General features: G+C 50.7%; 25 protein-coding genes. 4 read left to right on the forward strand and 21 right to left on the reverse strand.

Features of this window, described 5'->3' with window-relative positions:
* Positions 1–180: 180 nt before the first annotated feature.
* Together L2725_RS06285 and L2725_RS06290 are read left to right on the forward strand one after the other, a co-directional pair.
* The gene (locus L2725_RS06285; RefSeq protein ID WP_115135960.1) at positions 181–969 is read left to right on the forward strand and encodes a cytochrome C assembly family protein; all 789 of its coding nucleotides are present in this window, start codon (positions 181–183) and stop codon (positions 967–969) included.
* Positions 970–1,098: 129 nt separating this feature from the next.
* Positions 1,099–2,379: an HlyC/CorC family transporter gene (locus L2725_RS06290; protein ID WP_248935065.1), complete on the forward strand. Its 1,281-nt coding sequence runs from the start codon at positions 1,099–1,101 to the stop codon at positions 2,377–2,379.
* Between the two features lie 87 nt (positions 2,380–2,466).
* Here the strand turns inward: L2725_RS06290 and L2725_RS06295 are convergent, their stop codons facing one another.
* Entirely contained in the window at positions 2,467–2,988 is a 522-nt protein-coding gene (locus tag L2725_RS06295; RefSeq protein WP_249248175.1) for an Mpo1 family 2-hydroxy fatty acid dioxygenase, read from the reverse strand.
* A gap of 406 nt (positions 2,989–3,394) precedes the next feature.
* Here L2725_RS06295 and L2725_RS06300 point away from each other — a divergent pair, with 406 nt between their 5' ends.
* Positions 3,395–6,409 carry a TonB-dependent receptor domain-containing protein gene (locus L2725_RS06300; protein WP_249248176.1) on the forward strand — a complete coding sequence of 1,005 codons (3,015 nt, stop codon included), beginning with the start codon at positions 3,395–3,397 and terminating at the stop codon, positions 6,407–6,409.
* A 90-nt stretch (positions 6,410–6,499) separates the two neighbouring features.
* On the opposite strand, the gene acpS is transcribed toward L2725_RS06300, so the two are convergent.
* From acpS to rpoE, 11 genes are all read right to left on the reverse strand, one after another.
* Positions 6,500–6,877, reverse strand: a complete 378-nt coding sequence (gene acpS / locus L2725_RS06305) for a holo-ACP synthase (protein WP_248935068.1) — start codon at positions 6,875–6,877, stop codon at positions 6,500–6,502.
* Between the two features lie 35 nt (positions 6,878–6,912).
* Positions 6,913–7,650: a pyridoxine 5'-phosphate synthase gene (gene pdxJ / locus L2725_RS06310; protein WP_249248177.1), complete on the reverse strand. Its 738-nt coding sequence runs from the start codon at positions 7,648–7,650 to the stop codon at positions 6,913–6,915.
* Between the two features lie 76 nt (positions 7,651–7,726).
* Entirely contained in the window at positions 7,727–8,425 is a 699-nt protein-coding gene (gene recO / locus L2725_RS06315; RefSeq protein WP_249248178.1) for a DNA repair protein RecO, read from the reverse strand.
* Between the two features lie 21 nt (positions 8,426–8,446).
* Complete coding sequence (era, locus tag L2725_RS06320; RefSeq protein WP_249248179.1) at positions 8,447–9,463, reverse strand: GTPase Era; 1,017 nt, start codon at positions 9,461–9,463, stop codon at positions 8,447–8,449.
* Positions 9,460–10,140, reverse strand: coding sequence for a ribonuclease III (gene rnc, locus L2725_RS06325; protein WP_249248180.1), 681 nt, complete (start codon positions 10,138–10,140; stop codon positions 9,460–9,462). Before rnc ends, era begins: the two co-directional genes overlap by 4 nt.
* A gap of 5 nt (positions 10,141–10,145) precedes the next feature.
* On the reverse strand, positions 10,146–11,057 hold the full coding sequence (gene lepB / locus L2725_RS06330) for a signal peptidase I (protein ID WP_249248181.1): 912 nt from the start codon (positions 11,055–11,057) through the stop codon (positions 10,146–10,148).
* A gap of 207 nt (positions 11,058–11,264) precedes the next feature.
* Entirely contained in the window at positions 11,265–13,061 is a 1,797-nt protein-coding gene (gene lepA / locus L2725_RS06335; RefSeq protein WP_248935074.1) for a translation elongation factor 4, read from the reverse strand.
* Positions 13,062–13,325: 264 nt separating this feature from the next.
* Complete coding sequence (locus L2725_RS06340) at positions 13,326–13,793, reverse strand: SoxR reducing system RseC family protein (RefSeq protein ID WP_249248182.1); 468 nt, start codon at positions 13,791–13,793, stop codon at positions 13,326–13,328.
* Positions 13,790–14,734: a MucB/RseB C-terminal domain-containing protein gene (locus tag L2725_RS06345; RefSeq protein ID WP_249248183.1), complete on the reverse strand. Its 945-nt coding sequence runs from the start codon at positions 14,732–14,734 to the stop codon at positions 13,790–13,792. The genes L2725_RS06340 and L2725_RS06345 overlap by 4 nt, the downstream gene beginning before the upstream one ends.
* Before the next feature lie 13 nt (positions 14,735–14,747).
* Positions 14,748–15,350, reverse strand: a complete 603-nt coding sequence (locus tag L2725_RS06350) for a sigma-E factor negative regulatory protein (RefSeq protein ID WP_249248184.1) — start codon at positions 15,348–15,350, stop codon at positions 14,748–14,750.
* A gap of 21 nt (positions 15,351–15,371) precedes the next feature.
* Complete coding sequence (rpoE, locus tag L2725_RS06355) at positions 15,372–15,950, reverse strand: RNA polymerase sigma factor RpoE (protein ID WP_249248185.1); 579 nt, start codon at positions 15,948–15,950, stop codon at positions 15,372–15,374.
* A gap of 171 nt (positions 15,951–16,121) precedes the next feature.
* Between rpoE and nadB the strand changes: the two genes are divergently transcribed.
* Positions 16,122–17,732 carry an L-aspartate oxidase gene (gene nadB, locus L2725_RS06360; RefSeq protein WP_249248186.1) on the forward strand — a complete coding sequence of 537 codons (1,611 nt, stop codon included), beginning with the start codon at positions 16,122–16,124 and terminating at the stop codon, positions 17,730–17,732.
* A 17-nt stretch (positions 17,733–17,749) separates the two neighbouring features.
* Here nadB and L2725_RS06365 read toward each other — a convergent pair whose 3' ends face one another.
* From L2725_RS06365 to ptsP, 9 genes are all read right to left on the reverse strand, one after another.
* Positions 17,750–18,178: a protein YgfX gene (locus tag L2725_RS06365; protein WP_249248187.1), complete on the reverse strand. Its 429-nt coding sequence runs from the start codon at positions 18,176–18,178 to the stop codon at positions 17,750–17,752.
* Positions 18,159–18,398: an FAD assembly factor SdhE gene (locus tag L2725_RS06370; protein ID WP_248935531.1), complete on the reverse strand. Its 240-nt coding sequence runs from the start codon at positions 18,396–18,398 to the stop codon at positions 18,159–18,161. Before L2725_RS06370 ends, L2725_RS06365 begins: the two co-directional genes overlap by 20 nt.
* 361 nt (positions 18,399–18,759) lie before the next feature.
* Entirely contained in the window at positions 18,760–19,674 is a 915-nt protein-coding gene (gene nhaR / locus L2725_RS06380) for a transcriptional activator NhaR (protein ID WP_115135789.1), read from the reverse strand.
* An 84-nt stretch (positions 19,675–19,758) separates the two neighbouring features.
* Positions 19,759–20,142, reverse strand: coding sequence for a hypothetical protein (locus L2725_RS06385; protein ID WP_115135790.1), 384 nt, complete (start codon positions 20,140–20,142; stop codon positions 19,759–19,761).
* A complete protein-coding gene (nhaA, locus tag L2725_RS06390) occupies positions 20,139–21,314 on the reverse strand; it encodes a Na+/H+ antiporter NhaA (RefSeq protein ID WP_249248189.1) in 1,176 nt (391 codons plus the stop codon). The genes L2725_RS06385 and nhaA overlap by 4 nt, the downstream gene beginning before the upstream one ends.
* Positions 21,315–21,435: 121 nt before the next feature.
* Positions 21,436–22,230, reverse strand: a complete 795-nt coding sequence (gene thyA / locus L2725_RS06395; protein WP_249248190.1) for a thymidylate synthase — start codon at positions 22,228–22,230, stop codon at positions 21,436–21,438.
* Positions 22,230–23,036 (reverse strand): prolipoprotein diacylglyceryl transferase, encoded by an 807-nt coding sequence (gene lgt, locus L2725_RS06400; RefSeq protein ID WP_248935083.1) that lies wholly within the window; start codon positions 23,034–23,036, stop codon positions 22,230–22,232. Before lgt ends, thyA begins: the two co-directional genes overlap by 1 nt.
* A gap of 44 nt (positions 23,037–23,080) precedes the next feature.
* Complete coding sequence (locus L2725_RS06405) at positions 23,081–23,881, reverse strand: sulfite exporter TauE/SafE family protein (RefSeq protein ID WP_249248191.1); 801 nt, start codon at positions 23,879–23,881, stop codon at positions 23,081–23,083.
* A gap of 64 nt (positions 23,882–23,945) precedes the next feature.
* Positions 23,946–26,186 carry a phosphoenolpyruvate--protein phosphotransferase gene (gene ptsP, locus L2725_RS06410; RefSeq protein ID WP_249248192.1) on the reverse strand — a complete coding sequence of 747 codons (2,241 nt, stop codon included), beginning with the start codon at positions 26,184–26,186 and terminating at the stop codon, positions 23,946–23,948.
* Positions 26,187–26,190: the final 4 nt, after the last annotated feature.

The raw sequence follows: 26,190 nt of genomic DNA on the forward strand, positions 1-26,190 counted from the left end.
GCTAATTTTGTGCCAGCCTAACTCCTGCTATTGTAAAAAATGTTGGCTAAGCGTCAGAATCTGCTTAAATTTGCCACTTGTATCACTGCCCAAAAGTCTGCAGCTCATGTTATTCTTGCTGCATTAAAACGCTATATTTCGGGCTGTAAGGCCAAAACACAGACGATAGGTTATAACCCCATGGTTCTCTATTCTGCTTCCGCCATGTTTTTTTACTGCATCGCTTTGGTGCTGGTGACCAGTCGCTTGTTCCATGCTGAAGGGCCCAATCGCACCCTGGTTGCCGCGATTGCAGCGATTGCAGTGCTGTTTCACGGTGCCGCTTTATATCAGGCTATCAACACACCGGATGGACAAAACCTGAGCCTGACCAATGTTATCTCTTTGGTGAACTGGATTATCGCCCTCAGCTTTACCGTGCTGATGTTCCGCCTCAAGGTCATGGTAGTAGTACCTGTGGTTTATGCCTGTTCAGTGCTGTCCGTCGCCCTGCTGTGGCTGGTACCGCCTTCATTTATGCTGCATTTTGAGCTGCATCCTGAAGTATTGGTCCATGTTGTGCTGTCTCTGATGGCCTACAGTGCCTTGATGATTGCTGCACTTTACGCCATTCAGCTGGCATTGATTCAAAATAAACTGAAGCAAAAGAAACTGATACTCAGCCCGGCCATTCCACCACTGCTGACAGTAGAGAAGCAGCTATATCACCTGGTGATTATTGGTGTAGCCCTGCTCAGCCTGTCACTTGCTACCGGTTTTATCTTCCTGGATGATATGTTCGCCGAAGGTAAAGGCCATAAAGCGATATTGTCGATCGCCGCCTGGGGTGTTTATGTAGTGATGTTGCTGCAACATTATCGGGTGGGCTGCAAAATCCGCAGTGCAGTTATCTATACTCTGACCGGCGCAACCTTGCTGTCTCTGGCCTATTTCGGCGCCCGTATCGTCAAAGAACTGATTATTAATTAATTGCTCAATTAATCGATTTAAGAGCCGGCCATGTGCGCCGGCTTTTTTATTGTCACCCTTCGTTGACTTGACACCCGCAGTCACAGCCAGTATTTAGTTAGATTCAAGAAACAGCATGGAGCTCCCCTGGTGGAAGATATACCCACAGGTATCCTACTAATCAGCTTAGTTATTCTACTTATTATTTCTGCTTACTTCTCCGGTTCTGAGACCGCCATGATGAGTCTCAACCGCTACCGTCTGCGTCACCTTGCCAATGAAGGTAACCGGGGCGCCATGCGTGCCCGCCAGCTACTGGAAAGACCAGACCGCCTTATCGGCCTTATTCTTATCGGCAACAATCTGGTTAATATTCTTGCCTCCTCGATCGCCACCATTCTTGGTTTACGATTTTTCGGTGATATCGGAGTGGCCATCGCAACAGGTGTACTGACCCTGGTGGTATTGGTTTGCGCAGAAGTGACCCCTAAAACTGTTGCCGCCCTGCATCCGGAACGTATTGCTTTCCCTTCAAGCGTCCTGCTTAAGCTATTGCTTAAAGTTCTTGGACCTCTGGTCACTGTGACCAATTGGATTACCTCCGGCTTTCTTAAGTTACTGGGCGTTCGCAATGTCAGTTCAAGTGATGCCCTGAGCCAGGAAGAATTGCGCACAGTAGTACATGAAGCCGGCGCCCTGATCCCGGCCAATCACCAGGAGATGTTGCTGTCAGTTCTGGATTTGGAGAAAGTGACAGTCGAAGACATTATGGTGCCCCGGGCAGAGATCTACGCCATCAATGTTAATGATGACTTTAAGGTGATTAACCGCCAGGTCATTCAGAGCCCTCACACCCGTGTACTGGTTTATCGGGATACCATAGACGATGTCGTCGGCTTTATCCATCTGCGGGATGCACTGCGCCTGCAGTCAAAAAATCAGTTCAGCAAATCCTCACTGCTGAGGGCTGTAAAGGAGCTTTATTTTGTACCTGAAGGTACTGCCCTGAATGTGCAGCTGGCGAACTTCAAACGAAACCGTGAGCGAATCGGTTTGGTGGTAGACGAGTATGGTGATCTGCAGGGTCTGGTGACGCTGGAAGACATTCTGGAAGAGATCGTAGGAGACTTTACCACCTCTATGATGCCAGCCCCCAGCGAGGAGATAATTCCCCAGCAGGACGGCAGCTACCTGGTAGAGGCCAGTATCAATATCCGGGATATGAATAAAGAGATGAACTGGCAGTTCCCCATCGATGGTCCCAAAACCCTCAATGGGCTGATCATTGAGTATCTGGAGGAGATCCCCTGCGCCAAGACCAGTTTGAGGCTGGCGGGATATCCCGTCGAGGTAGTGGATGTGGCAGACAATATGATCAAGACGGTAAGAGTTATGCCTGCCTTCTTCAAACAACCAGAGCAATCGGCCTGAGCAATCAGCCGAGCCCAGAATGTCAGCATTCAAAAAAGGCCATCTCTTGATGGCCTTTTTTACATCGATTATCCCGCTGAAATAGAGTTAATTGGCTTTTGCAGCTTCGAGCTCCATCCGCTTCTGTTTGGCGATAGGGGTAATTTCCTGTTCCAGCCCCTTCTCCCAGCCAAGATAAAAGTAAACCTCGGCCATCAGGAAAATCGGACCAATCAAAAGCTGATTCATATCGTCAACAAAAGCAGGCTTGGCTTTTTCATACTGATGTCCAATCAGCTGAAATATCCAGCCAACCACAAACACTGCCAGCGCTATCCACAATGCATAGGGAACGCCGACAACCGCTTCAGTGGTGTAGAGCACAGGTAAAATAAACATCACCATGCCCATAGCAAGCCTTACATGCAGCCACATATAGTAAATCAGTACCACCAGGGTAAATATCATAGCCACACTCACCTGGCCTCCGGGAGTATTAAACCTCACCATTCCCAATAGCAGGAAAAGAGACCAGATAATCATAGGGATACCCACGAAGTGGGTTTTGATATTACTGGGATTCAGATGAACGCTTTTGTACGCCGATAATTGCTCTACTATATTTTTCATTTTATTTCTCCCGTCACCGCCCTGTGACCCGGACTGTATTTTTAACACCTTTTATTTTTATCAGCTTGTAACAAGATAGTAAACGGCCGTTTAATCTTATACTTAGCATGCAACTTCTGCCCTTTGCAGAATGTATTTCAGCCCCCCTCCGCAGTAAAACAACCAGCCCTCAACCCGACCAAAACCAAGCGTAACAAATTGTTTTAAAACAAATAGATGTTTTATAGATATATAAACGTGAAAGAAAAGACGCCTCCTTGATTGTTGCCCACCGCCCAAGTCCGTAAAACCGATGTTGCGGGATTGTTTTGGCCAAGTAAAAGCGCCGGAACGTCAGGCAGCGACCCACACTTCGAGTTGCCCCGCCAACCATAACAAACCGCAACAGACGGAATAGGGAAAAATGATGAATAAGAAAAAAATAACCAGTGCGGTCCAGGCCGTAATACTGGGACTCACCCCGGCCATCGCTTTTGCCGCTGACGATGCAATTGAAGTTCAGGGTGTCAGCAATGCACAACAGAATTCTTCTCAGGCAGCGGCTGAAGAGAAAGTTGAAAAAATTACGGTTACCGGCTCCCGCATTAAACGCGACAGCTTCTCGGTAGCGACCCCTCTGGCTACTCTGGATCGCAATGACATCGAAGATGCCGGTATTGGCTCACTCGCAGCCATCCTGGTAGACGAAATCCCTCAGGTCTCTGAAGGCAGCAGCAACTCCAATTCCCAATCAAGTGTTCAAAACACAGGTCTGTCTACTATTGATCTACGCGAACTGGGCACCAACCGGACTCTGACTCTGGTCGATGGCCGCCGTGTGGTGTCCAACAGTTACTCAGGCAACTATGTCAGCTTGAGCACCATCCCTGCCAGTATGGTGCAAAAGGTCGAAATTATTACAGGTGGCGCCTCAGCAGCTTATGGTTCTGATGCGGTAGCTGGTGTAGTGAACATTATTACCAAGCAGGATCAGGAAGGATTCAGCATTAATGCCCGTGGTGGCGAATCCATGGAAGGTGGTGCCCGCGAATACAGTATCGATGCTGATTACGGCACCACTTATAATGATGGTGCCGGTTACCTGTTCTTCGCCACTTCTTTCGATAAAGAGTATGGCCTGGAATTCTGGGATAGAGACAGAGCCCAGCAGCAGGATGCCTGGACTTACGATGATGATGAAATGTGTAATGCCATGCTCACGGAGAATGGCTACCAGTGCATGCGCGATATCACTCAGGCTGACTGGCGTAGTCTGAGCGACTCCATCTATGGTGGCGTATTCGACGAGAAAAGCAGTACCAAGCCTGATTCTGGCTTTTGGTATGACGGCCAGACACTGAGAGATGACTGGCACGAAGAACGGTATGGTATCAATTTCAATCAGTTCACCATGCTTAAAGTGCCTGATGAAGCGCTTTCTGTGGCGGTCAAAACCGAGTATGAATTTGACAGCGGCATAGAAGCGTATTTCCAGATGCAGTACGCCCGCAACAAGTCAGTCAACAACAAGTCGCCCGAAAGTGAAGATGAATGTGATTCAATCATCACCCGGGATTTGGAAACCGGTGAGTTTGGCGCTGACTGTATTGGCCGTATCCCCAAAGATAATCCGTACATGCCTGAAGAAATCCGCGATCAAGCCAGCTCAAAAGGGGTAAAGTGGGATAGAAACTTTGCGGAAGTCGGTAATATCATTAACGAAAACACCCGTCAAACTTACCGCACCTGGGCAGGCCTGCGTGGCTACGTATTTGAAGATTGGGAGTGGGATCTGTCTGTTGGCTACGGTAACTTCCAACAGGAGCAGGTTCGTCATAACGAGCTTTATGTCGCCCGCGTTCGCGAAGCCCTGAACGCCGAGCAACTTGATGATGGCACTATCCAGTGTAAGAGCGAAGAAGCACGCGCTAACGGTTGTGTACCTATCAATCTGTTTGGTGCTGGCTCCATATCAGCTGAGGCAGCGAACTACATTCGCGCAACCCCAGAGATCAACACAGATATCACCATGACCAATGTACTGGGTTACATCACAGGTGATCTGTTTGAGATGCCAGCGGGTCCTGTAGCTTCCGCATTTGGTTTCGAATATCGCCGCGATACTCAAACAGTATCCACCAACGTACCTGAAGGTGGCGTGACCTTTAACTATGTGCCTTCTTTCAGCGGTAACGTTGACGTATACGAAGCTTTCGCTGAAGTATCTGTGCCCCTATTAGCTGATATGGCTGCAGCTAAGAGCCTGTCGTTGGATCTTTCTGCTCGATTCGCAGATTACAGCTGGTCAACCACAGGTCTGATGCAGAGTTACAAAGCCGGCTTTATTTATGAACCTCTGGAAGGTTATGCCGTGCGTGCCAACTGGGCCCGAGCTCAACGGGCGCCGACCATCACCGACCTGATGTCCCCTCCACGCGGCGACTATGATTCGTTTGATGACGTGTGTGATGGCGTAACAGCGACCTCTGACAAGCCAGGTCATGATGCCTGTCGTCAGGATCCGGGTATTGCCGCAACTATCGCTGCAGACGGTAAATTTGTAGATGATAACAATGGTTACTCGCCTAACGTAGGTAACCCAGAGTTGCAGGAAGAGACAGCTGATACCTTTACTGTTGGTCTGACTATGGCACCGGAATTTATCGATGGCCTTCGCATCGCTGTCGACTACTATGACATCAGTATTGACGATGCTATCGACGCTCTGTCAAATGAAGATATTATCGGTTTCTGCTACAACTCATCCCTAGCATATGGCGATGATAACGAGTTCTGTAACGACATTACTCGTGACAGTGATGGTCAGATTTCTGAGGTACAACAGCGTTTGATTAACATCAACGAAATCACCACCAGTGGTTACGATATTGCGGCAGAATACCGTTACGACTTTGATGAGTGGGGTCGTATCCGCTTTAAAGCTGACTGGACTCACGTGATTGGTTACGCCGAAACCAAGACAGGCCCTGATGGTCAGTTCACTGAAAATTATGAAGGTTACCTGACCTCCGACATATTCGAAGATAAAGGCTCCGCCTCTTTGACCTGGTATAAAGATGACTGGCGCGTGCGCTGGAGCACCCGTTACAAGAGCTCTGTCCGTCGCAGCTTGTCTACCCAACAGGCCTGGGAAAAGGACATTGCCACCAACGCGGAAAACTGTGCTAATGGCTCTGATGACTGTATTGCCAACCCTGAGCCACTGTATGGTCAGGAGTTGCCTTCAGTCACCACCCACAACCTGTCTGTTTCCTATGACTGGGACATCGATGACAGCACTGACCTGCGTCTTTACGGCGGTGTGAATAACCTGTTTGATGAAAAAGGACCATTTATCCTGGGTGGTCGCGGTAACTTCGACAGTGCCTACGGCGGTGGTGTGGGACGCTTTATGTTTGTAGGCGCCCGTCTACGATTCTAAATGATGTAAAATCTCCCTGTAGCAAAAAGCCAGCGATAACTCGCTGGCTTTTTTATTAGCTTCAGTGAACCGGTGAACCATATAAGCAGTTCAGGACTCCAATATCACAGTGGCCATAGCATAGTGCTGCTCATCGGCAATGCTGATGTGGCCCAGATAGCCTCCCATCAACTCAAGACGCTCGGCCGCACCATCAGTGAAAGCCAGCTTGGGAGCACCCAGCTCATTATTACTGATATGAATATGCTGAAATGAGATACCCCGGCCAATGCCCGTGCCCAGCGCCTTGGCAGCGGCCTCCTTGGCGGCAAAACGCTTGGCAAGGAAACGGGCAGGCTGACGACTCTCATTAAAGGTCAGCAGCTCCTCTTCAGTCAGTACTCTACGGGCTAACCTGTCCCCCTTCTCAAGCTGCTGTTCGATACGGGCTATCTCAACGATATCTGTCCCCAATCCAATAATAGCCATCTGCTCTCCCGCCTTCCTTGTCTCCGACGCTACGACTACTCGCCGCGACGTCCTTCCAACATCAGGGTTTTCATATCCCTTACCGCTTTTTCCAATCCGTCAATCGCTGCACGGGCAACAATGGCATGACCGATATTGAGCTCATACAACTCTGGAATCGCGGCAACCGCTTTGACATTGTGATAGTGAAGTCCGTGCCCGGCATTAACTACCAGTCCCTGACCGTGGGCATAAGCCGCCATGGTTTTAATGCGCTCCAGCTCTTTTGCCTGGGTAGCGTCATCAGTGGCATCGGCGTAACAGCCTGTATGAATTTCGATATAGGGCGCACCGACTTCCACAGTGGCATCAATCTGAGTTTTATCTGCATCGATAAACAGAGACACTTTGATGCCTTCTGCTGCCAGTCTAGCGACAGCAGCTTTAATCTTGTTCTTCTGACCGGCGACATCCAGTCCACCCTCTGTGGTCAACTCCTGACGTTTTTCGGGCACCAGACATACGTATGTTGGCTTGAGTTCACAGGCGATATCCAACATCTCGTCAGTCACCGCGCACTCAAAGTTCATTCTGGTTTTCAGGGTCTTTGCCAGCAGGTAAACATCTCTGTCCTGGATATGGCGTCTGTCTTCGCGAAGGTGAATCGTAATGCCATCGGCACCGGCATGCTCTGCGACTGCTGCAGCGTGCACAGGGTCCGGATAGTTGGTGCCCCTCGCCTGACGCAAGGTGGCGATATGATCTATGTTAACTCCGAGCAAAATACCGCTCATTCCGGTTCTCCTTTCCAACTGGAACGCTGATTTAATTGGCGGTTATTGTACTCATACAGAAGGAAAAGAGTAACTGTTACGACAGGTTGGAGTTCACCGAAGAGTGATTGGCAGCAAACAATGCCCGGCTGAGCAAGGGCTTCTCGCCAAGCAGGGGCTGCAGCAGTATCCGCATCAGGCCTTTGGCGGCTGGCAGATCTTCCTCAATCAGGCTGCCCTGAGCGAATCTTTGCAGACCCGCGCCGGACCAAATCCGAATCTTTCCCGCACCATCAGCTATGGGCCAGAATCCCTGCTCCACCAGATATTGATAATTCAATGTGGCTTCAATCTCTTTGCCGTGACCGTCATGCTCAAGGGATGGCATGGCACCCAGCTCTTTCAGCAACGCCATTTCAACGTAGCGCAGCTGCGCCTCACCAAACTCCCGCGCCAACGCCATCAACGCCTTGTGATAACAGATGAATAGAGTCTCTCCGCCATGCTGCAAGGTCCGGATCATTAACTCGTTAAGATAGATACCTGCATAAAGGCTTTTCCCCGTCAGCGGGATGGCAGGTGACATGGGCTCGACCAGGGTCATGGTCTTGAGCTCACTGCGTCCGGTCAGGGAAAAAATCAGAGGTTGAAAGGGTTGGATAATGCTTTTGAGATTGCGTTTGCCGCTGCCCACACGGACAACGGCATCGACACGCCCTAAACCATCGACCAGCAGATTAGCAATAACGCTGGTCTCACGATAGGGGCGGGAATGCAGGACATAGCCTCTTTCCATATGCTGTGTCCCGATGGCTAATCAGTCTTCGCCATAACCGAGACTGCGCAGGGCGCGCTCGTCATCGGCCCAGCCTGACTTAACCTTAACCCAGACCTCCAGGAACACCTTATTGTCAAACAGGCGCTCCATGTCTTTACGGGCTTCGGTGGCGATCGTACGAATGCGTTCGCCTTTGTTACCAATCACCATGCGCTTCTGACCGGTACGTTCAACCAGGATCAGGGCGTTTATCTGATAAACACCATTTTCCATCATCTTGAACTGCTCGATCTCCACAGTAGCATCGTAAGGTAGCTCATCGCCGAGAAAACGCATCAGTTTTTCACGGACGATCTCAGACGCCATAAAACGCTGGGAACGGTCGGTGACATAATCTTCAGGGAAATAGAATGGGCACTCAGGCAAAGTTTCGGTCGCCAATTCCATAATCCGCTGAACATTGGTTCCCTGTTTGGCAGAAATCGGCAGGATCTCATCAAACGGAAACTTCTTTGATACCTCTTCCAGATAAGGGAACAGCGCCTCCTTATCCTTCAGGTGATCTACTTTGTTGATGGCCAGTACAGTCAGGCGCTCATCCGCTCCACGGCGCAACTTATTCAGCACCATGTCTTCGTCAGCAGTCCAAGTCATACCGTCAACCACGAAGACCACCATGGACACATCTGCCAGAGAGCTGGCAGCGGCACGGTTCATCAATCGGTTAATGGCACGCTTCTCTTCAATGTGCAGACCCGGCGTATCCACAAACACTATCTGGCGAGGGCCTTCAGTGTGGATCCCCATAATGCGGTGACGTGTGGTTTGTGGTTTGCGGGAGGTAATACTCAGCTTCTGACCCAACAAGCGGTTCAGCAGAGTCGATTTACCGACATTTGGGCGACCAACAATGGCCACCATACCGCAGTAGGTGACCTCGTACTGGGGCGCGTTGCCCTGGTTCATCCTTGCCAGCAGTTCATCCAGTGAAGGCTCATTGGCTTCCACTTCCGGCAGCTCCGTGTCCGGTTGCTTTGGCAAGTCTTTATCACTCATTTCTTCAATAACTCCAGCACCTGGGCAGCCGCCATTTGTTCGGCTTTACGGCGGGAACTGCCCACACCGATAACAGCTTGATTCATATCGCTTACCCGGCACTCTACGGTAAATGTCTGGTCATGGGCTTCGCCCTCAACCTTCACCACCTGATAGTCAGGCAGTGGCTTTTTAAATCCCTGCAGATGTTCCTGCAGTTGGGTTTTGGCGTCCTTCTGATTGACCCCAGGTTGGATCTCTTTCAGGCGCACTTCATACCAGGCCAGCAGCAGTGCACGGCTGGTTTCAAGATCTGAGTCCAGATAAGCAGCACCAATAATCGCTTCCACCGCATCGGCCAGAATAGACTCACGGCGATGACCACCGCTTTTCAGTTCACCCGGGCCCAGATGCAGGTACTCGCCCAGTTTAAATTCCTGGGCAATTTTCGCCAGAGTATCACCGCGAACCAGAGTGGCACGCATACGGCTCAAATCACCTTCAGTAGCCTTTGGAAACTGGTGATACAGGGCATCTGAGATCACAATAGATAGAATTGAATCGCCGAGAAACTCCAGGCGTTCATTGTGTTTGTTGGCCGCGCTTCTGTGGGTCAGCGCCTGGGTCAACAACTCCATATTGTTGAATTGATAACCCAGAATACGACACAGACGTGGCAAATTTTTAATCGGTTCCATAATGCTTAATGAATTGCACCAATACGGTTAAATCTTACACCTGATGGGATCCAGGTTGGCAGTAGATCTGAAGGCTGACGATCAAACTCAAAGCTGATCCAGATAGCCACAGCTTTACCCACCAGATTCGCCTCGGGAACAAAGCCCCAGAAGCGACTGTCGCGGCTGTTATCACGGTTATCACCCAGCACAAAATACTGGCCTTCCGGCACAATCCATTCTCCCGCAGGGAGATCACCCTGACGGTAGAAGAACTGCTTCATTTCGCTGCGCGCAGGGTTGATCAGTATGTCATGGGTCACATCGCCCAGTTGCTCTTTATATCTCAGCAACGGGATACCGTCCTGAACAAACTCACCGCGGTTAACTTCAGCACGCTCCACCAGTTGTGGGCCAGTGCAATCACTGCCCGCCTCGCACTTGGGCTGAATCCACAGCTGCTTGTTGCGATATATCACCTTATCAGCTGGCAAACCCACAACTCGCTTGATGTAATCAACCTTAGGGTCTTCCGGGTACTTAAATACCGCGACATCGCCGCGCTCGGGCTCACCGGTTTCTACCAGTTTGCTCCTCCACACGGGATCACGCAAACCATAGCTGAACTTTTCAACCAGAATGAAATCGCCTACCAACAGGGTTGGCATCATAGAGCCGGATGGGATCTGAAACGGCTCATAAATAAAAGAGCGCAAAACCATCACAAACGCGATAACAGGGAATACCGAGTGAGCGGTTTCCACCACAGTGGACTCTCTCAGCATATTTTCTCTGGCTTCTTCTGTTACTGTGCCACCCGCTTCTGCCAGTGCCAGCTTCTCACGGCGCTTGGGAGCCAGAAACAGCACGTCATAGAGCCAGATAAGCCCGGTAGCCAAAGTGGCCACGACCAGAATAATTGAAAAATAGGCCGCCATACTTAGAGTTTACTCCTGCCTTGAAAATACGGGTCACCCTTGACCCACTATCGGCAATATACCAATTGCATTAGACAGTTATCATTCAGGAATTTGTCTGATTAGGCAAAACCGAAACAACAATCCAATGCTATTGGTATCAGTTGACCCGGTTATTCAGGCCAACTAACCAAAGCGCCGCTTATCGCGGCGCTATTCTTTTAAGCATCAATCGTTCAGCTTAAGTACCGCCAGGAAGGCCTCCTGAGGCACCTCCACGTTACCCAGCTGCTTCATGCGCTTCTTACCTTCTTTCTGCTTCTGCAGCAGTTTCTTCTTACGGGATACGTCACCACCATAACACTTGGCGGTTACGTCCTTACGAAGAGCTTTCACTGTGGAGCGAGCCACAATCTGACTTCCCACAGCCGCCTGAATGGCGATATCAAACATCTGCCGTGGGATCAGTTCTTTCATCTTATCCACCAGAGCAATACCCTTGTGACGGATATTGGAGCGGTGAATAATCATCGCCAGCGCGTCAACGCGGTCACCATTGATCAGTACGTCCAGGCGCACCATATCTGCAGGCTCAAAGCGGATAAAGTTGTATTCCAAAGACGCATATCCGCGACTGGTTGACTTCAGACGGTCGAAGAAATCCATTACCACTTCTGCTGCCGGGATATCATAGGTCAGCGCAACCTGGTTACCGTGATAAACCATGTTCTTCTGTACGCCACGCTTCTCAACACACAGTGTAATAACGTTACCCAGATACTCTTTAGGCACCAGAATATTGGCTTCAACGATAGGCTCGCGCATCTCTTCAACATAGTTCAGCGCAGGCAGATCTGAAGGGTTATCAACGTAAACCGTCTCACCATTGGTCAGCAGCACTTCGTATTCCACGGTTGGTGCTGTGGTGATCAGGTCCAGATTGTATTCACGCTCCAGACGCTCCTGAATGATCTCCATGTGCAGTAGACCCAGGTAACCGATACGGAAACCGAAGCCCAGTGCGGAAGAAGTTTCAGGCTCAAACTGCAAAGACGCATCGTTCAGGCTCAGCTTGTTCAGTGCGTCACGGAAGTTTTCATAGTCGTCGGTAGAGATGGTGAATACACCGGCATATACCTGAGGCTTGGCCTTTTTAAAACCAGGCAGTGGCTTATCAGCACCATGTTTGGCATGAGTCAGGGTGTCACCTACGGGTGCGCCGTGGATCTCTTTGATACCGGCAATCACATAGCCTACTTCACCTGTTTTCAGCTCGTCCTTGTCTTTCTTCTTCGGAGTGAAGATACCGACACGGTCAGCGTTGTAGGTCTGGCCTGTGCTCATCACCTTGAACTTGTCACCCTTCTTCAGGCTACCGTGCTTGATGCGCACCAGAGACACAACACCCAGGTAAGAGTCGAACCAGGAGTCAATAATCAACGCCTGCAGAGGGGCTTCAGTATCACCTTCAGGAGCCGGGATCTGAGCAACGATGGTTTCCAATACATCTTCAACACCGATACCTGTCTTGGCTGAACAGCGAACAGCATCCTGGGCTTCGATGCCCACGATATCTTCGATTTCCGCCGCAACGCGCTCAGGCTCAGCCTGAGGCAGGTCAATCTTGTTAAGTACAGGAACCACTTCCAGGTCCATGTCCAGTGCGGTATAGCAGTTTGCCAGCGTCTGAGCTTCTACACCCTGACCGGCATCCACTACCAACAGCGCACCCTCACAGGCCGCCAGCGAGCGGGATACTTCATAAGAGAAGTCCACGTGGCCCGGAGTATCAATAAAGTTCAACTGGTAGGTTTCACCATCTTTGGCCTGGTAATCCAGAGTCACACTCTGGGCTTTGATGGTAATGCCGCGCTCACGCTCCAGATCCATAGAATCGAGCACCTGCTGCGCCATTTCACGGTCGGTCAGGCCACCGCACACCTGGATAAGACGATCCGACAGGGTCGACTTACCATGGTCGATATGAGCAATAATCGAAAAATTTCGAATATTCTTGTTAATCATGGACTTCTTTTCACTCAAATTGAAAGTCTCGGGCCTTGCTCTCAGTGTCACTGCGCTTGAAGGACAGCTTCTTCACCCGGAATAAAATCAGCTTGAAAATCAATTAGTTTCATTTTCAAAACCGCTATTCAAATTACTCCGTACCGCTGCAAAGGCTGAGCTGAAAAATGGATTCTGTATAAAGGTGCGAAATTGTACCTGATTAGGGTAGCAATACCAATCACATTCAATGCAGCCGGTATCGCTCCTTGATAGCAGATGAGTTCAGGCGCTCTGGCCTGTAACCTGTTTACCCAGGTAGGAGAGAATAATGGGTTGCGCCTGAGCTTCCAGAGATCTGGCCTGACGCTTACCCAGCCACCAACAGACAAAGCCACCGGTAAGGCCTCCAGCCATGGCCAGGGCGTTGGCATTAAGGCCCAATTGCCCCCCTATCACCTGCCCGAGTAAGCCGCCGCTCAGAAGACCAAAAAGAGGCAGTAAATAGACCAGCGCCGCAGACTTGAGTACCACTGATTCGGGTAACCCCAGTTTCAGCAGGTCCCCCACCTCATAACGCCTGTCAGCGGGCACAGCAAACTGTTGCAGTTTGGCCGAAAAAGCTTTGGCAACTGAGCCTGTGCCGCAATTGTCGCTGTTATCACAATGATTGCAGGCAGACTGCATTTCGACTTCAACCAATACCCAATCCGGACTGTCCTGGCCAATGACTCTGGCCTTTTGCTCCATCATGGCTGGGAATCCAGTCTAAGGCTGTCGGCGATACGCTTAAGTGTCTCGGGTGGTAACTTGCCCATGACCACAATTTCAGCATTGCCACGGTTTTCAGTCACCAAAGACAGGCCACTGCGGGTGATCAATTCCTCAGGCAGCGGGGTTTCAGATGCCCGGGCAACATACACAGAGACATTAACCAGGCCATCTGTCAGCGCCACATACTCTACCGCTTCCTGGCTGCCGATAAGGCGGTGGTGATCGCGCACCATTACCTCGAAGCCCTCAGGTAACCAGCTGAACTTCCAGTTTTGGCCATCGGCACGTTCAGCAGTGTTAATCACCGCAGGCCACTCCTGTTCAGCAGCTTCCTGCAACAGGGCCGGAGGAGCCTGCAGCACAATCAACTCCACAGCCATAATCTGCTCTACCAACTGCTTTTCGTCGGTGATCAGGTCATATCGCAGCGGCAGGAAACTCTCCATATCCACCCAAACCTGATGGGAGTAGCGAGTGCTATCCTTGGGAATAATTCGGATCATCTGTCCGGGTCTGCCGGCAATGCGACTGCGACCTCCGAGAACAAACTCATAGCCGCGCTCCAACTTACTTATCTCATCAGAGAAAGCAGCTGGCCAAACGCCCTGTATTCTTGACGCCAATACGCTGTATGCGGGCTGGTCATGTTCCAGAAAAGTCACGGTATTGCCAACACGCACCGCGTTCTTTGGAGGACCATTCAGGTGCTCCAGAAAGGCGACTTCCTTCTCGTCGACTTTGCCGTGGAGATAGACAAGTGGTCGAATATGGTCAGCTTGGAGGTGAATAAGAGAAACTTTGAATTGTTGTTGCTTCAGCCCTTCGCTCATATGCTCAAGCCAGGCTTTGGCAGAAAGCTCCTGTTGCTGAGCTGCCGCCGGGAAGGCGGCAATCAACAGAGCCAGCAGAAAAGTACGCAAGCGGCTTCCTTAATCAGTGTTGGTGTTCCGGCATAATATCAGCGCTGTTATCGAGCGCCACGCCTGAATTCAATCTTTGCTGCAGCATGTGGTCCTGAATATAGGTATTGAGACGACGACGCTGCTCATAAACCTGCTCATTACTGTTACCGGACTGAACCTGCTGAACCGGGCCAGTTTGCAAGCTAACCGGAGATGCTGTACCAACTAGAGGACGGGTCGACAGCACAGACATTGGCTCCTGCTCAGGGCCTTGCTGTTGGTAGTTCTGCACACCGATAACAGCAACCAGCGCAACACTGGCAGCAATAGCATACTGTCCAAATTGCTTGAACAGAGGAACCACATTACCCCTGGGCTTATCAACCTCTGCTTTGGCAGTCACCTGAATGTTTGGCGCGACGATAGCGGGCTCATCATCTATGGCCTGAGCAATACGCGCTGATAAATCCAGATTGATTGTATCAGGTAACTCCCCACGCATGGCATCACCTATCATGTGATAGTTACGCCACTTATCGTGAGAACCTTTGTCGGCTGCCAGATCTGCCATAGCCTGTCCTTCGACTTCGCCATCTACTGCAGCAGATACCCACTCCTGACCTAATTTATCCATTGTGCACCTGTTTGCTCATTATCAATTTTCCAGCAACGGCTGGAGCTTTTTGTCTATCGCCTCCCGGGCGCGGAATATACGCGAACGTACAGTACCCACCGGGGAGTCCATTACTTTGGCAATATCCTCATAGCTCATTCCGTCCAGCTCACGCAGGGTGATTGCCATTCTTAATTCTTCCGGCAGTGTTTCCAGCGTTTCAAACACCACCGCCCTGATTTCGTCCGACAACATCAGGCGCTCCGGAGAGTCCACCTCACGTAATGCGTCGGCACCTTCATAATATTCGGCTTCTTCTGCATCCACATCGTTGGCCGGGGCTCTTCTCCCCTGCGCCGCCAGATGGTTCTTGGCGGTATTAACCGCAATCCGGTACAGCCAGGTATAAAACGCACTTTCGCCCCTGAAGTTGGGAAGTGCCCGGTAAGCCTTGATAAACGCTTCCTGTGCCACGTCGGCCACATCGGCTTGATTCCGGATATATCTGGCAATCAGGTTAATGACTTTCCCCTGATACTTCTGCACCAGCAGATTGAACGCATTTTTATCGCCGCGCTGCACTCTCTCTACGAGTTGCAGATCACTGTTTTGTCCACTCATCCGAGCCGACTTCTCCCAATTAACTTACTGATTTTCCAGTCGCTCGAATCTCATTCACTTATGTAGACTGATGCCTTTTGAAAAAGTTCTGTAATGTTTTAAAAAATTTCGCGTCTTAGACTCAAAACATGGTTTACCATAGGCAAACCTTCAAAGCCATCATGATACCCGATGAAACAAGCAGTTGAACACCAATCTGACCTGCTGGTAATTGGCAGTGGTGCCGCAGGCCTGACACTGGCACTGCATCTGGCCGAGAAAGCCAAGGTCATTTTGCTATCCAAAGGTCCTCTGTCAGAGGGCTCCACCTACTACGCCCAGGGCGGCATAGCCTCCGTCTTCAACGATGAAGAAGACACCATTGAGTCCCACGTAGCCGATACCCTGGTGGCAGGTGCCGGTTTGTGTGACGAAACAGTCGTTACCTATACAGCAGCCAATGCCAAAGGTGCGATGCAGTGGCTGATTGACGCTGGTGTTGCCTTTGACAAAGAGGAAGGCTTCGCCAACGAAGATGAAGCGCCTTATCACCTCACCCGCGAAGGTGGACACAGTCACAGACGCATTTTTCACTCTGCAGATGCCACCGGCAAAGCCGTGCAAATGACGTTGCAGGAAAGAGCATTGGCCCACCCCAATATTAAAGTGCTTGAGCGCTATAATGCGATTGACCTGATTACCACCAGAAAACTGGGGCGCAGTGGTAACCGGGTAGTGGGTGCTTACGTATGGAACCGTGACCAGGAGCATGTGGAAACAGTGCGTGCCCGCTTTGTGGCCCTGGCTACAGGTGGCAGTTCCAAGGTATACCAGTACACATCCAACCCGGATATTGCCAGTGGTGATGGTATCGCCATGGCCTGGCGTGCCGGTTGCCGGGTGGCCAATATGGAATTCAATCAATTCCACCCCACCTGTCTGTACCACGCCGATGCCCGTAACTTCCTGCTGACCGAAGCACTGCGCGGTGAAGGGGCGTATTTACGTCGCCCAGACGGCAGCCGCTTTATGCCGGAATTTGATGAACGTGCCGAGCTGGCACCGAGAGATATCGTTGCTCGCGCCATCGACTTTGAGATGAAGCGCCTGGGTGCAGACTGTGTCTATCTGGACATCAGCCACAAGCCGGAAGAGTTTGTTATTAAACACTTCCCGACGATATACCAGCGTTGTATTTCTCTTGGCATAGACATTACTAAAGAGCCTATTCCTGTGGTGCCGGCCGCACACTATACCTGTGGTGGTGTAATGACAGATCTGCATGGCCAGACTGACCTCAACGGACTCTATGCCATTGGTGAAGTCGCTTATACTGGCCTCCACGGAGCCAACCGTCTGGCCAGTAACTCGCTGCTGGAATGTCTGGTGTTTGCCCGGGCTGCCGCCGAGGACATTGAAAGCCTGTTGGGTAAGATCCCTATGCCGGGCCCTCTGCCTGCCTGGGATGAAAGCCAGGTGTGTGACTCAGATGAAGAGGTAGTGATTGCTCACAACTGGCATGAACTGCGTCTGTTTATGTGGGACTACGTAGGCATAGTACGTACCGACAAACGTTTGGAGCGGGCGCTGCGACGGGTGCAGTTGCTGCAGCAGGAGATCGATGAGTACTACTCAAATTTCCGCGTCAGTAATAACCTTTTGGAGCTGCGTAACCTGGTTCAGGTCGCCGAGCTGATTATTCGCTGCGCCATGTCCCGCAAAGAAAGTCGCGGACTGCACTGCAATCTGGACCATCCCGAGCAAAGCGACAATCCTCAACCGACCATACTTCAGCCGCAGTAATAGTGGCTTAAGGTTATTCAGGGAGCCTCATGGCTCCCTTTTTGATGCCGGAGCAGCACCCGACAAAGTGCCCGGTAATCCGCCTCACTCAGCATGTCTTTGAATACGATTATCAATCGCTCTTGTCGATCAACTTTAACATAAACAAAGCACATCAGAGGCATCACATAGCTGCGAGCCAGCTCGCATTCGCTACCATTCAACAACCAGTATTCGCCTTCTTCATCCAGGCTGAGATCAACCTGCCAGTGCATCAGACGCAAGAATGCCCTGCCCAACGCAGCGACCACCAACACAAACGTCAGCACTTTAAACCAGAGAAAAATATCAGGATAGGCTTTGGGCCAGAGTAGAAAGCTACTCAGGCACACTGCAGCAACGACCAGAAAACTCAGTCGCTGCTGAATAGAGGAACTTAGATGGAAGTTATGGCGCCGGACGGCCACGGACGGTAATTACCATTTGCGCCAGTTCAGGGTCGGCGCACTGCTCATGCCCCATAAACCAGGCGAACAATTCGGGATCCTCACAAGACAAGAGTCTGGCAAATACCTGCTTGTCTTCATCAGACAGGCCTTCATAGCGCTCTTCAACAAAAGGTTGAAACAGTACGTCCAACTCCAGCATGCCGCGGCGACAAGCCCATTTTATTCTGGCAGTACTCATTAAATCAGACACTTGAAAACTCCTTATCATTATTGTGCTGCAAGTTTAGCAATGCACAGATCTAAAATCGAGCTGGCAAAACCCCAGTTTAGGGTCTGTTGGCCTTTGAAGATGGTTTTTGCAGCCCTTTGTCGTTGTTTTATACAAAGCAACGCGATTGCGGTGTAGTTGTTCTACATAAATGAGCGCTAATGCAGTAGAAAGCGACGACAAACGCTGCCCGAAGGGCTCGGCTATACGCGCTTTACTCTTTGTTGCAAGGTATTTGCTTAGGCCCACTAGGCGGCACACCTTGCGTCGCGACTAAAGCGCGTCTATCTCGAGCAAAATTCAACCATGAAAGGTCAACAGACCCTAATAATTAATTTTGCAGCGACTTCACGCGGGCATCTTCTCCCGCAAACAGCTCACTGAAATCATTCTCCAACAAGCGTTTCAATGCCGGATGCTGAATCATTCGCTCGGCAAACATCACATGATACTCCTGCCGAACCTCATTGGTTTCACCGATAAGCTGAATGTCCTGTGCAAAAATATCCTGCTTATAGATAGCCGGAGCCACAAAGATCCCCTGCTCGAAAAAGCCAAAAGCCTTCATCATCGCGGAATCATCAAACTCCCCGAGAATATTAACCTTGAGGCCGTTATCATCAAACCAGCGGTAGAGCTGCTGTCCAAGAGAGGTGCGTTTGGAGGGGATCAGCAAAGGCATAGTTTCCAGACAGGCAGGGAAGTCGCCGGGAACCGCATTGGCGGAGAAAAATCCGATGCCACACTCTCCCAGCTTTTTGGAAAGGATCTCAGGATACTTAAGTGATTCACCGGCACAATCAGACAGGATCATATCCAGTTTGTGATCCCTTAACCTCTCCATCAAATCGTCGTGGGTTGCCTCATAACAGGCCAGTCGCATACTGCCATCGGGAGGCACCACTGAGAGCAGGATTCGGCTTGAGAGGGCTTTGGACAGTGCGTCGGCAATGCCCACTTCAAACAGCACAGACTCATCATCCTGATAGTTGAGCAGATCCAGCATTTCATAGCTTAGGTTGAACATCTTGTCGGCGTAGCGAAATACCAGCTCACCCAGCTCAGTCGCCTCCAGATTTCTTCCCACCCGGCGAAACAGCTCACCATCCAACCTGCCCTCAAGCGCCCGAATTTGCCCGGTAACAGTCTGAGGCGCCAGGCACAAAGCGTCAGCGGCCTTGGCTACAGAGCCTTTGCGCTTAACCATCCAGAAATAATACAAGTGGTTATAGTTGAGGTGAGACATGCAACCTTTCCCTGTTTCAGAGACCAAAAAGAAAGCCGCTCGAATGAGCGGCTTGGATAATAACTTAATACAGAGTTATTGGCATTAGTTTAGGCGCTGACAATCCAGCAGGTTACGGACTGCATCATTCAGGGCTTCAATACTGTCAATCTCACCTGAGGTCACAGCTTCTGTTACCGCTGAGACCAGCTCGTCGCGATCTGGAAGACGGTCGGCACAGAATCTGCGGTTGGCCTCCTGATAACGCTTACCACCTCGGTACTTCAGCGCTCGGGACTGATAACCATCAGTCTGGATACGCTCACCCATGGCGTTGGGCTTGAAAATCAGTGCACCGTCAACAATACCCTCAAGATAAGCCTGACATTTTACTGAGTTGACATCCTGGTTACAGACGCGCAGTGGCTCAGCCTGGGCCAGGGTGGATAAACCAAACAAACAAGTCGCAGCTAATATTTTTATTTTCATGCTTTTTCTCCTTGTTCAGGCAAAACTTTCGACAACCACAGGTAGCCAATCACTGCTGCCAGCATAGACCCCAGCAAAATACCGAGTCGAGCCAGGTCACCATACCCATTGGTACCATGGGTAAACGCCAGTGAAGCGATAAACATGGACATGGTGAAACCGATACCACACATCACGGCAACCGGGAAGATATGGCGCCAGGTAATGCCTTCGGGCAGCTCAGCCAGCTTAAGTTTTACCGCGACATAGCTAAACAGCATCACACCGATAGGCTTACCCAGCAACAGGCCTGCAGCAATCCCCAGAGGAACAGGTGAGAACAGAGTATCCAGACTCATGTTACCCAGTGGCACACCTGCGTTGGCAAACGCAAAGATCGGCAGGATCATAAAGGTGCTCCATGGGTGCAAGCTGTGCTCCAGGCTCTCAGATGGCGAGCTGCCATCTTTGGCTCGCAGTGGAATCGCAAAGGCGATAATGACACCGGCCAGCGTGGCATGAACCCCAGACTTAAGCACGGCAACCCAGAGAATGGCACCCACCACACCATAAGGCGCCAGCGAAGTAATTCCCTTGCGGTTAAGGGCAAACAACCCCGTCATCGCAATCGCCGCAATCACCAGACTCAACACCGACAGATCCGCACTGTAGAACAGCGCAATAATCACGATAACACCCAGGTCATCAATAATTGCCAGTGCCAGCAAGAACACCTTCAGCGCGACAGGGACGCGGCTACCGAGCAGTGCCATGATACCGAGGGCAAAAGCGATATCAGTAGCAGCAGGGATAGCCCACCCCGCACGGGTAATTGGGTCATCAAAGTTAAACAGCAGATAAAACGCAGCAGGGGCGGCCATGCCGCCAATAGCGGCGAAGGTTGGCAAAGATGCCTTGGATACACTCGACAGTGCACCTTCCAGCAATTCACGTTTCACTTCCAGACCAATCAGGAGGAAAAACAGCGCCATCAAGCCATCATTAATCCACAGCAGCAAAGGCTTATCTATATCCAGTGCGCCAAAGCGCACCTGCATATGGGTATCCAAAAAGCCTTCGTACAACCAAGACAGTGGTGAGTTGGCCATTAACATGGCGAATGCCACGGCAATCAACAGGAGAATACCCCCTGCTGATTCCTGGCTCAAAAAGTTCCTAATTGCCCTTTCCATAAGACACTCCGAAATTTCACAATGTTGTGAGTCTAGCTAAATTTATTTGTTATAAAAAATCGCAAGTTTCTACCTAAAACATCGGAATTTCCGAGGTATATCCCTATTGCGTGAAAAAAAATCAAATTGCGACCGGCGCCTTAATATGTGGATGTGGGTCATAACCGCTCAGTTCGAAATCTTCAAACCTGTAATCAAACAGAGATTCAGGCTTACGCAGAATAGTCATTTTCGGCAGCGCTCTTGGTTCCCGACTCAACTGTAGCTCAGTTTGTTCCATATGATTGGAATATAAGTGAGTATCACCACCAGTCCAAACAAATTCGCCCAACTCAAGGTCACATTGCTGAGCCACCATCATGGTCAACAGCGCATAACTGGCAATGTTGAATGGCAGCCCCAGGAACACATCGCAGCTGCGCTGATACAACTGACAGGATAATTTGCCATCAGCGACATAGAACTGGAAGAAGGCGTGACAGGGTGCCAGGGCCATCTTATCCAACTCAGCCACGTTCCATGCTGACACTATCAAACGGCGGGAATCTGGTTGAGTCTTGATCTGTTCGATAATCTGGCTGATCTGATCAATGCTGTCACCGGATTGGGTTGGCCAGCTGCGCCATTGAGCACCATACACAGGGCCAAGGTCGCCATTTTCATCTGCCCACTCATCCCAGATTGATACCTTGTTGTCATGCAGGTATTTCACATTGGTATCGCCGTTCAGAAACCACAACAGCTCATGAATAATAGAACGCAAATGACACTTCTTGGTGGTAACCAAGGGAAACCCCTTGTTCAGGTCAAAACGCATCTGATAACCGAAAACGGAACGGGTTCCGGTACCGGTTCGGTCAGACTTGTCTGTGCCTTTGTCCAGAATATGCTGCATTAAATCAAGATACTGTTGCATTACTTCGCGTCCTGTTTACGGAAAATCAAATACAAACCAAACACAATCATAGGGATAGACAGGATCTGTCCCATGGTCATAAATCCAAAATAGAATCCCAGCTGGGAGTCAGGCTGTCGCACGGTTTCCACAACACAACGGAAAATACCATAGCCCAAAAGGAACATGCCTGAAATCGCCCCAGTCTGACGAGGCTTACGGCTGAAGAAATAAAGCAGCAGGAACAAGGCCACACCTTCAAGCGCAAACTGGTACAGCTGAGAAGGATGACGCGGCAATGGCCCTCCGCCCGGGAATACCATGCCCCAGGGAACATCGGTTACACGGCCCCAAAGCTCGCCATTGATAAAGTTACCGATACGGCCAGCACCCAGGCCTATTGGCACAACCGGGGCCACCATATCAGCCACCTGGAAAAAGCTTCTGCCCTGCTTACGGGCAATATAAAGCATGGCCAGGATCACCCCAATCAAACCACCGTGGAAGGACATGCCTCCCTGGGTAATCTGGAACAAATAGAAGGGGTTCGCCAGAAATAGATCAAAGTGATAGAAGATAACATAGCCAATACGCCCGCCAAGTATGACGCCGAGGAAAGCGTAAAACAGCAGGTCGGAAACCTGATCTCTGGTCCATACCCCCTTGGACCTGTCTGCATAGCGGTTAAGTAACCACATGGCGGCGACAAAGCCAACCAGGTACATAAAGCCATACCAACGTAACGCAGGTTCAAAAGTGTGCCCAAAAATCTCAAATGGCCCAAAAGACACCATAATCGGGTCAATTTGAGGGAAAGTTAACGCCATAATTTATCCATTCAGCCCCACAAAGGAGCAACAATATACCAAGATCAGCCCAGAATTAACTTAATGCCGATCACCATCAATAAGCCTGCAAAAATCTTTTTCAATACTGGTGTTGGCCAGCTGGACGCGGCAGCAACCCCCAGAGGTGCCACCAATACGGATGAGGTGACAATTCCTGCCAGCGCTGGCAGATAGATATAACCCAGAGTTCCGGAAGGCAGCTCAGGAGTGTTCCACCCTGCGACTATGTAACCCAATGTCCCTCCAGTGGCAATAATCAGGCCCATCATAGAGGACAGACCCACAGCAAAGCGCATCTGCATCCCCCAGTAACTGAGCAGTGGTACCAGCAGCACGCCACCTCCTATACCCATCAGACCGGCTATCACGGCAATCACGATAGTGACAGGAAAAACCAACCCGTTGCCGGGTAGCCCTTCCCCCTGGCTGGGCTTTAAGGGAAATGCCATCTGCACGGCCATCAGGATGACAAATATTGCAAACGCTTGCTTGAGTTGCTCTGCCGGTATCAGCTCAGAAACAAAACCTGACAACAGGGCACCCAGCAAAATGCCGGGCACCAGGCGATAAAAAATCGGCCAACTGATATTTTGCCGTTTTTGATGGGCTCGAGCAGAAGAGAAAGAGGTTAGAATAATGGCTGCCAATGAAGTAGCAATGGCAACATGGGGGAGTTGAGAGCTATCTATACCAGCAGAAGGCAAGAGGTACATCAGTGCCGGCACTATCATTAATCCACCGCCGATACCCAGCAAACCGGCGGCAAACCCCACCAGTCCCCCAAGCAACACGCACAGGGAAAAAATCCAAATGACAGTATCCAACTCTGCTCCCCCAAAATCGTCGGCAACATCCGACGGACGGCACGCTTTTACGGCCTGTTTTTAATTAATGACTGACTGTATTGCCAAGACCCAGCGACATCAGAAATTCCCTGACCACCTCGCGTACGTCCTGTCCTTCACTTTGTGACAAAGACTGGAGCAGTAAGTTCTGCAGCTCGGCACAGGATACACGACGTAACAGGTAATTAATCATCGCCAGGTTTCCCTGGTTCATGCTTAGTCTGTCATATCCCATGGCAACCAGCAGTAAAGCGCCCATGGGTTCGCCCGCCAGCTCCCCACAAACACTCACATCCAAACCATATTTGTCACAGTCAATTCTGGCGCGTCGCAATGCCCGTAAAATACCCGGATGATATGCATCGAACAAACCTGAAACTCTGGGATTATTGCGATCCACCGCCAACAGATATTGTGTCAGGTCATTACTGCCCACAGACACAAAATCCACTCGCTGGGCGACCTCTTCCAGCTGGAAAAGCAGTACCGGTACTTCCAGCATAATGCCGATTTTAGGGCGCAACGCCTGACTGCCATACTCCTGTTGCAGCTCTTCAAAGGCCTGTTCAAAGTAAGCCAGTGCCATATCAATTTCATCAATGCTGGACACCATGGGCAACAGGATAGACAGCTGAGCATGTTCAACCACGGAGGCGGTCATCATGGCTCTTAACTGAATAAGAAAAAGTTCAGGGTGATCCAGCGAGAACCTGACGCCACGCCAACCAAGGGAGGGATTTTCCTCCTTAATGGGGAAATAAGGCAAAGGTTTATCGCCACCGACATCCAGTGTACGCATCACCACAGGGCGTCCCGACGCAGCTTTGAGGACCTGACGATATACCTTCACCTGCGCGGATTCACTGGGAAACCTTTGCTCCAGCATAAAGGGGATTTCGCTGCGGTACAGGCCAATCCCGTCTGCCGCCTCAGCAAGCTGGTTTTCCACACCACTGAGCAATCCTGCGTTAATATAGAGATGAATTCGTTTCTCATCCTGAGTCACAGCCGGCAAATGAAGTTCGCTGGCATACTCCCTCTGCTGCGCTTTTTCCGACGCTATAAGGCTGCGATACTCTTCTATGACGGAAGGGCCCGGTTCAACCAGCAACTGTCCTCGGTTGGCATTGATCACCATCAGGCGACCATCAAGCTGACGATTAAGCAGCTGCTCTACCCCGGTCAGGGCTGGCACTCCCAGGGCTCTGGCAACAATCGCGGCATGGGAGTTAACCCCGCCCAGCTCTGTTACGACCCCCGCCAATTTTTGTCTTGGAAACTCAGCCAACAGGCCGGTATCTGCCTCCCTGGCCACCAAAATAACAGGCTCACCCGGGTGAAGTGTCACCTTACCCGGCTCGATCAGCTGCCTGAGCACCCTCTGGCCCAGCTCTTTGATATCACGGGAGCGCTCCTTCAGATAGTTATCATCCATCGCGCTGAACTGGGCAATATATTTGAGAGAAACCCGACTGACGGCGGACTCCGCCATCCAGCCTGCTCTCACCTCAGCCAGATACTCGCCCCCCAGGCTCTGTTCATCCAACAGCAGCAGCAAGGCTTCCATGATGTGGCTGACTTCATCATCCTCACGCTCAAATCGCTGCAGCAACGCGTTGAGAGAGTCCCTGCTGCGCCCCAGAGCGTTATTAAGACGCTCCAGTTCAGCGTCGATATCTTTCGCCTTCAGCTCAGCCTGCTCAAGCGGGAGATCAGCCCCCAGCACCAGCGCATGAGCAATGGCGATACCACGGCTGGCACCGGTACCCTGATAAATCACAGGCTGAGAACCGAGAGATTGATGGGAGACTTTCTGTTTCAGAGAGTGAATCGCCATTGCCAACTGAGCGGCCAGCGTCATCAAAAACGCTTCTTCACCTTCGCTGAATTGTCTGGCTTGATTCTGCTGAACGACAATAACGCCCAGCACCTGTTTTTGATAAATAATGGGTGCGGCAAGGAACGCCTGAAAGTGTTCTTCTGCCGCTTCTGGGAAAATTTTGAATCTGGGGTGAAGATGAGCTTTAGCCAGGTTAACCAGCTCTTCGCGCTGAGCTACCAGTCCAACCAAGCCTTCAGAGAGAGGCATTATAACTTTGCCGATGGCTTCTACCGCCAAACCATCGGTTGCACTCAAGATCAGTTGCTGCTCCTCAAGCAGATAAACTGAGCAGCACTGAGTCATCATCGCCTGTTTGGTACGCTGCACCAAAGAGGTCAAAGCCTCCTCCAGGCTTGATGACATTGCCACTGACTGGGTGATATCCCTGAGTGTCGTCAGCACTGCA

The organism is Shewanella corallii (assembly GCF_023349125.1).
GTDB classification, from domain to species: domain Bacteria; phylum Pseudomonadota; class Gammaproteobacteria; order Enterobacterales; family Shewanellaceae; genus Shewanella; species Shewanella corallii.